Source organism: Nioella sp., assembly GCF_964229645.1.
Classification (GTDB): domain Bacteria; phylum Pseudomonadota; class Alphaproteobacteria; order Rhodobacterales; family Rhodobacteraceae; genus Nioella.
In genome coordinates this window covers 1-7,501 of sequence record NZ_CAXREX010000175.1, presented here as the reverse complement: position 1 = coordinate 7,501, position 7,501 = coordinate 1, and the positions used below count along the sequence as shown (strand labels likewise).

Below are 7,501 nucleotides of genomic sequence, written 5' to 3'. Positions count from 1 at the left end.
GGGCTAAGGACGGGCTTCAACGGCTTCTGAGCGAGGCGAATGACGCTGGCGTTCTGTTCATGCCGATGCTGGTAGAGGACGGGCAGCCTCTGGGCGTTCTGGCGCATCTCGTCGATCGCGACCTGGGGCGGGTTCACGCGGGTCAGGGCGGGCTTGCTCCATCCGAGGTCCCGGTGCAGACGATCCTGCACATGGCCAGCATCGAATGGGCCATTGCGCACGGGTTCGGGCTGTATGATTTCGGGCAGGTGGAGGCCGCGGACGCGGCGCGCTTCGGCGCGGCTGAGCGCAAGCTGCGCAGCCTGTCCATACGCAGGCGCGTTCCGGCACGCGGGGAAGCCCTGGACAGCGCCAATGCCGCCGAAGCGCTGACCCGTGTTCTTGGGCATATAAGGGCCGGGCGTCAGGATCAGGCGGTGACGGGCTGCGAACAGGTGATCGCCGCCCTGTCTGCCGATTAACACGCCACGGGGTCCGGCACCCCGCCCGGATGGGCGGGCTGCCGGGACCTCTCTTATCCAGCCAGCAATGCCTGAAGCTCGGGCATGGCCGCGTCCAGCGCCTTGGCGTAGCGTGTGGTTGCCTCGTCGATCTCGGCTTTGCTAATCGACAACGGGGGCGAGAAGGCAGTAACCGGCAGGAAGGGCAGGGCGCGGGTCAGGATGCCTGCTTCCATCGCGTGCTTGGCCACGATCTTGTGGGGAGCCGTGCCATTGGGGAAGCGCTGCTTGGTGGCCTTGTCAGCCACGAATTCAACCGCTGCCATCAGGCCAACCCCACGAATGTCGCCCACGTAAGGGTTATCCCCCACCTTCGCGCGCAGCGCGTCGAGAAGCACCGGGCCGAGCCGCGCGGCATTGCCGACCATGCCCTCGCGTTCCATCAGGTCGAGATTGGCCAGGGCCACGGCAGAGCCCACCGGGTGCCCGGAATAAGTGAAGCCGTGCATGAACACGCCCATCTCGGGCGAAGCCTTGGCCAGCACGTCCCAGATACGGTTCGACACGATCGAGGCCGACATCGGGAAATAGGCGCTGGTCAGCCCCTTGGCGAGCGAGACGATATCGGGACGCAGGCCATAGGTGCCAGACCCGAACCATTGCCCGGTGCGCCCGAATCCGGTGATCACCTCGTCGGCGATCATCAGGATGTCATACTTGTCGAGAAGCGCCTGCACCTTTTCGAAATAGGTCGCGGGCGGGATGAACACGCCGCCCGTGCCCATCACCGGTTCGGCGATGAAGGCGGCGATGCTGTCGGCCCCTTCCCGCGCGATGATGTCTTCCAGCTCTGCCACCAGTCGGTCCGCGAAGGCCGCTTCGTCCTCGCCCGCTTCTGCGAAGGCGTAGTGATGGGCGCATTCAGCATGGATCACGCCCTCGATCGGAAGGTCGAAGGCCGTGTGGTAGGCGGAAATACCCGTGAGGCTGCCCGAGGCCAGCGTCAGCCCGTGATAGGCCCCCTTGCGGGCGATGATCTTTTTCTTGGCGGGCTTGCCACGCAGGTTGTTGTAGTAGCGCACCAGCTTGAAGGCGGTGTCATTGGCGTCGGACCCGGAGGTGCCGAAGAAGACCCGCGCCATGTCCGAACCAGGAACGGTTTCGCGAAACAGCGTCAGCAGGCGGTCGGCCAGGCGGATCGTGGGTTCTGCCGACGAACTGCCGAAGAAGTGCTGGAAGCTCAGCGCCTCCATTGCCTTGGAGGAGGCCTCGGCCAGTTCCTTGCGGCCGTAGCCTACGTTCACACACCACAGGCCGGCGCCCATGTCGATCAGGCGTTGCCCGGTGTCGCGGGTCACTTCGACGCCCTTGGCGCCGCTATAGATCATGGGGCCGTTCACCTCGATATCGTGGATGGAGGAGACGGGGTGAAACAGGCTGGTACGGTCGAGATCGGCAAGAGACAGGTTGATACGGTCGTTCATCGGGGTGGTCCTTGCGAAGGAGGGAAGCGAAGCGCCGGCGCAGGTGCGCCCGTGGCCTCGGATTGCGCGCAGCCTGCCGGGAAAGCCAGGCAGAGGCAAGGGGGGCATTGGGCTGGACACCGTACCCACCCAGACCAAATTGCGTGACGCGGGACAGTTTGATACCGTCGCCGCAGCGCCGGGGAGGGCGCGAGGGAGATCATGCTCGACTTCACCCACAATGGCTGGCTGGTGGCGGCCTCTTTGGCAGTTGCGATGATGGCAGGCTTTACCGGGCTGTCGCTGACCCACGGGGCGTCGGCGATGGATCGGCAGCGGCGCAAGTTCATCGTGGCGCTTGCCGCTGTCATCCTCGGCGGTGGCATCTGGTCGATGCATTTCGTGGCCATGCTCGGCCTGCAACTGCCGATCCTGTTCTACTATGACGCGCTGATCACGCTGATCTCTGCCCTGGTGGCGATCCTGATGGTGGGGCTGGCGCTGCTGTTGCTGCATTTCCGCCCCCGCACCCCGCCGGTGATCGTCGGGGCCGGGGTGATTGTCGGGCTGGGCATCGTCGCGATGCATTATATCGGCATGGCCGGGATGCAGCTGTGCCGCCCGGTCTATACGCCCTTCGACATCGCGGTATCGACGCTGGCCTCGCTGGTGCTGTCGGTGCTGGCGATCTGGGTCGCCTACGACGCCCGCACGCATCGCAACATCCTGTTGGGGACCATCTGTTTCGGACTGGCGGTCTTTTCCATGCATTTCGTGGCGACGCTGATGACCGATTTCATGGCCAGCGACACGGGAAGCGGCGCCGGGCCGTTTCTGAACAACCAGGTGCTTGCCATGGGGGTGACCGTATCGGTCTTCCTGCTGTGCGGGGCGTTCCTGCTGACGGGGATCACCTTCATCGAGCCACAGGCGGCGGGGGCCGCCCCTGCGGCACCCGCCGAGGCACCATCCCCCGCCCCGGCACCCGTTCGCACCACGGCGCGTGCAGGCGTGCCCTTTGAACGCGAAGGCCAGACCTTCTTTGCCCAGGCCGACAAGATCGCGGCAATCCGGGCCGAGGGGCACTACACGGTGCTCTACATGGGGCGCGAAAAACTCTTCTGTCCCTGGACCATCACCGAGGCAGAAACGCGCCTTGTTCCCTCGGGCTTCCTGAGGGTTCATCGCAGTTACCTCGTGAACCCTGCGCATGTATCCGGCTTCGAGCGGCACAAGGACAACGGCACCTGTTATTTCGAGGGTGTCGAGTCTCTGCCCAAGGTGCCGATCAGTCGGTCGCGCCTGAACGACATTCGCGAGGCGCTCGGGCTCTGATCGCAACTCGTGCAGCCCATTCGCATTTCGTGAAACAGACTGCGCGCCCCGTTTCCGGTCGCTGGAGTACAACCGCATGCCGCTAGTTTCCTTCTTGCAGACCCGCGTGGCCAAGGCCCCGGGCGCAGGGAGGAAAACACATGATACCATCCGGTTTCGAGTATCACCGGCCGGGCGACATCGCCTCGGCCATTGGCATCTTGCAACAGCACGGAGACGAAGCGCGGGTCATCGCGGGCGGGCACAGCCTGATCCCGATGATGAAGCTGCGCATGGCGGCGCTGTCGCATCTCGTCGACCTTCAGGGGATCGCTGATCTCAAGGGCATCGACGTGGGTGCAGACACCGTCACCATCGGCGCGATGGTCACGCAGAACGAACTGATCACCAATGATGCGCTTGCCGCGGCGGTGCCGATCATTCGCGAGGCCGCGCTGCAAATCGCCGACCCGCAGGTGCGCTACATGGGCACTGTCGGCGGCAATGTCGCCAATGGCGATCCGGGCAATGATATGCCGGGGCTGATGCAGTGCCTCGATGCGTCCTTCGAATTGGTGGGGCCCGATGGCACCCGCAGCGTTGCTGCCCGCGATTTCTACGAAGCCGCCTATTTCACCGCCCGCGAGGACGAGGAAATCCTGACCCGGATCATGATCCCGGTTCCGGGGGCTGGCGTTGGTCAGGCCTATGAAAAGCAGAAGCGCAAGATCGGCGACTACGCCACTGCCGCTGCTGCCGTGATGGTCGGGAACGGGTCGGCTTCGGTTGCGATGACCAACCTCGCGGACACGCCGATCTGGTCGGAAGAGGCCAGCGCCGCGCTTGCGGGTGGTGACGTGGAAGGCTGCGTTTCCGCCATGCTCGATGCCATCGATCCCGTTGCCGACAACCGCGGCCCGGTCGAGTTCAAGAAACATGTTGCCGCCGTCATGCTGCGCCGCGCCATCGCGCGCGCCATGAGCCGCGCGGGCTGAGGAGACACCAAATGTCGAAGATGCATGTAAAACTGAAAGTGAACGGCAAGGAGGTCGAAGGCCTTGCAGAGCCGCGAACCCTGCTGATCCATTTCCTGCGGGAAAACCTGCGGATCACCGGCCCCCATATCGGTTGCGAAACCAGCCATTGCGGCGCCTGCACGGTCGATATCGACGGCAAGTCCGTGAAGTCCTGCACCGTCTTCGTGGCGCAGGCCAACGGGGCCGATGTGACCACGGTCGAGGGGCTCGTCAACAAAGATGGCAGCCTTGGCGTGATCCAGGAGATGTTCCGCGAACATCACGGGCTTCAGTGCGGTTTCTGCACGCCCGGCATGATCACTCGCGCGCATCGCCTGTTGCGGGAAAACCCGACGCCCACCGAGGAAGAGGTGCGTTTCGGCATGGCTGGCAACCTCTGCCGCTGCACGGGCTACCAGAACATCGTCAAGGCAATCCTCGCGTCGGCTGACATGCTGAACGCCCAGAAGGAGGCTGCGGAATGAACGACCAGAGCATGACCCCCGAAGAACGCGCTGCCAATCTCAAGGGCATGGGCTGCTCGCGCAAGCGGGTAGAAGACGTGCGCTTCACGCAAGGCAAGGGCAACTATGTCGATGACATCAAGATGGACGGGATGCTGTTTGGCGATTTCGTCCGCTCGCCCTACGCCCATGCGCGCATCAAGAGCGTGAACAAGGAGGCCGCGCTGGCGCTGCCCGGCGTGGTCGCGGTGCTGACGGCAGAGGACCTCGCGCCTCTTGGCCTGCACTGGATGCCGACGCTCGCGGGCGACAAGCAAATGGTGCTGGCCGATGGCAAGGTGCTGTTCCAGGGCCAGGAAGTCGCTTACGTGGTGGCCGAGGACCGTTACATCGCGGCGGATGCCGTGGACCTTGTGGAAGTGGACTACGAAGAACTTCCGGTCATCACCGACCCGTTCGAGTCGCTGAAATCTGACGTCGTCCTGCGCGAAGACCTGGAGGGACAGACCGAGGGGGCGCACGGCCCGCGCAAGCACCACAACCACATCTTCACCTGGGAAGTGGGCGACAAGGACGGCACCGAAGAAGTGCTGGGTGGCGCCGAGGTGGTGGCCGAGGAAATGGTCTACTACCACCGCACCCACCCTTGCCCGCTGGAAACCTGCGGCTGCGTGGCCTCGATGGACAAGGTCACCGGCAAGCTGACGCTTTACGGCACCTTCCAGGCACCGCATGCGATCCGCACCGTGGTGTCACTGATCTCGGGCCTCGCGGAGCACAATATCCGCGTGATCAGCCCCGATATTGGCGGCGGCTTCGGCAACAAGGTGGGCGCATATCCGGGCTATGTCTGTTCTGTCGTCGCCTCCATCGTCACCGGCAAGCCGGTGAAGTGGATCGAGGACCGGATGGAAAACCTCATGACCACGGCCTTTGCCCGCGACTACTGGATGCACGGCAAGATCGCGGCCACGAAAGAGGGCAAGATCACCGGGCTTTGGTGTCACACCACGGCAGACCATGGCGGCTTCGACGCCTGTGCCGACCCCACCAAGTTCCCCGCAGGCTTCATGAACATCTGCACCGGGTCCTATGACATCCCGACTGCCTTTCTCGCGGTAGACGGGGTCTATACCAACAAGGCACCGGGCGGCGTGGCCTATCGCTGTTCCTTCCGGGTGACGGAAGCGGCCTATTTCATCGAGCGGATGATCGAGGTTCTGGCGATCAAGCTCAACATGGATGCAGCCGAGCTGCGTCGGATCAACTTCATCCGGGCCGACCAGTTCCCCTACCAGTCGGCGCTTGGCTGGGAATATGACTCGGGCGATTACCACACCGCGTGGGACAAGGCGCTGAAAGCCGTGGGGTATGAGGACCTGCGCAAGGAACAGGCGCAGCGGGTCGAGGACTTCAAGGCCGGCAAGACGCGCAAGCTCCTGGGCATCGGCCTGACCCACTTCACGGAAATCGTGGGGGCGGGTCCGGTCAAGAACTGCGACATCCTCGGGCTTGGCATGTTCGACAGCTGCGAGATCCGCATCCATCCCACCGGATCGGCCATCGCGCGGCTTGGCACCATCAGCCAGGGTCAGGGCCATGCCACGACCTTCGCGCAGATCATCGCCAGCGAGATCGGCCTTCCCGCCGATGACATCACGCTGGAGGAGGGCGACACCGATACCGCGCCCTACGGTCTGGGCACCTACGGCTCGCGCTCGACCCCGGTTGCGGGGGCCGCGACGGCCATGGCCGCGCGCAAGATCCGCGCCAAGGCGCAGATGATCGCGGCCTACCTGCTGGAGGTCCATGACAACGACGTCGAATGGGACGTGGATCGCTTCGTGGTCAAGGGCGCGCCCGAGCGCTTCAAGACCATGAAAGAGATCGCCTTCGCCGCCTACAACCAGGCCATTCCCGGCCTGGAACCCGGGCTGGAGGCTGTCAGCTACTATGACCCGCCGAACATGACCTACCCGTTCGGGGCCTATATCTGCGTGATGGAGATCGACGTGGATACCGGCGAGTGGGAGATCCGCCAGTTCTATGCGCTGGATGACTGCGGCACCCGGATCAACCCGATGATCATCGAGGGGCAGGTCCATGGTGGCGTGACCGAGGCGCTGGCCATCGCCATGGGGCAGGAGATTGCCTATGACGAGATGGGCAACGTCAAGACCGGGACGCTGATGGATTTCTTCATCCCGACCGCGTGGGAAACGCCCAACTACACCACCGACCACACGGTAACGCCAAGCCCGCATCACCCGATCGGCGCAAAGGGCGTGGGCGAAAGCCCCAACGTGGGCGGTGTTCCGGCCTTCTCGAACGCGGTGCACGATGCCTTCCGACCCTTCGGGCTGGTGCAAAGCCACATGCCGCATGACCACTGGCGCATCTGGAAGATCGCCAACGGTCTCGGCCTGCACGGCTGATGGAACTCCGGGCCGCCGCGGGGAAACGCGCGGCGGCCCGAACCGGGGAGGGTTCGATGAGCGTCACCGACATCCAGCAAGGTCTGGCCCGCTCGGGCTATGTCGCCGATGACCGTCTGGCGATGGCGATCCATCTGGCGCAGGTGCTTGGCCGTCCCCTGCTGCTGGAAGGCCCGGCGGGCGTCGGCAAGACCGAGGTGGCCAAGGCCCTTGCCAGCCTGCGCGATACGCGGCTGATCCGCCTGCAATGCTACGAGGGGCTCGATGCCTCTCACGCGATTTACGAGTGGAACTACCAGCGCCAGTTGCTGGCCATTCGCGCCGCCGAAGGCAGCGCCAGCGAAGAGGCGCTCTTTGCCGACAAATACC

The 7,501-nt window shown here is 64.2% G+C and carries 7 protein-coding genes; 6 read left to right on the top strand and 1 reads right to left on the bottom strand.

Going from position 1 to position 7,501, the window contains the following annotated elements:
- The coding region (locus tag ACEQXV_RS11560) for a GNAT family N-acetyltransferase (protein WP_370269265.1) at positions 1-461 on the top strand (461 nt) is incomplete at its 5' end.
- A 53-nt stretch (positions 462-514) separates the two neighbouring features.
- On the opposite strand, the gene ACEQXV_RS11555 is transcribed toward ACEQXV_RS11560, so the two are convergent.
- Positions 515-1,924 (bottom strand): aspartate aminotransferase family protein, encoded by a 1,410-nt coding sequence (locus ACEQXV_RS11555; protein WP_370254582.1) that lies wholly within the window; start codon positions 1,922-1,924, stop codon positions 515-517.
- A gap of 201 nt (positions 1,925-2,125) precedes the next feature.
- On the opposite strand from ACEQXV_RS11555, the gene ACEQXV_RS11550 reads away from it, so the two are divergent.
- The 5 genes from ACEQXV_RS11550 to ACEQXV_RS11530 form a co-directional block, all read left to right on the top strand.
- Positions 2,126-3,238, top strand: a complete 1,113-nt coding sequence (locus tag ACEQXV_RS11550; RefSeq protein ID WP_370254579.1) for an MHYT domain-containing protein — start codon at positions 2,126-2,128, stop codon at positions 3,236-3,238.
- Between the two features lie 140 nt (positions 3,239-3,378).
- Positions 3,379-4,212, top strand: coding sequence for a xanthine dehydrogenase family protein subunit M (locus ACEQXV_RS11545; protein WP_370254578.1), 834 nt, complete (start codon positions 3,379-3,381; stop codon positions 4,210-4,212).
- A gap of 11 nt (positions 4,213-4,223) precedes the next feature.
- Positions 4,224-4,718, top strand: a complete 495-nt coding sequence (locus tag ACEQXV_RS11540) for a (2Fe-2S)-binding protein (protein WP_370269263.1) — start codon at positions 4,224-4,226, stop codon at positions 4,716-4,718.
- Positions 4,715-7,132, top strand: coding sequence for an aerobic carbon-monoxide dehydrogenase large subunit (locus ACEQXV_RS11535; protein ID WP_370269262.1), 2,418 nt, complete (start codon positions 4,715-4,717; stop codon positions 7,130-7,132). Before ACEQXV_RS11540 ends, ACEQXV_RS11535 begins: the two co-directional genes overlap by 4 nt.
- A gap of 56 nt (positions 7,133-7,188) precedes the next feature.
- Positions 7,189-7,501 (top strand): AAA family ATPase (locus ACEQXV_RS11530; protein WP_370269261.1); only part of this gene is annotated, 313 nt, incomplete at its 3' end.

What these genes read in the sequence shown, in the direction of transcription:
- ACEQXV_RS11555 (WP_370254582.1), bottom strand. Translation starts at nt 1,924, where the DNA reads ATGAACGACCGTATCAACCTGTCTCTTGCCGATCTCGACCGTACCAGC.
- ACEQXV_RS11550 (WP_370254579.1), top strand. Translation starts at nt 2,126, where the DNA reads ATGCTCGACTTCACCCACAATGGCTGGCTGGTGGCGGCCTCTTTGGCA.
- ACEQXV_RS11545 (WP_370254578.1), top strand. Translation starts at nt 3,379, where the DNA reads ATGATACCATCCGGTTTCGAGTATCACCGGCCGGGCGACATCGCCTCG.
- ACEQXV_RS11540 (WP_370269263.1), top strand. Translation starts at nt 4,224, where the DNA reads ATGTCGAAGATGCATGTAAAACTGAAAGTGAACGGCAAGGAGGTCGAA.
- ACEQXV_RS11535 (WP_370269262.1), top strand. Translation starts at nt 4,715, where the DNA reads ATGAACGACCAGAGCATGACCCCCGAAGAACGCGCTGCCAATCTCAAG.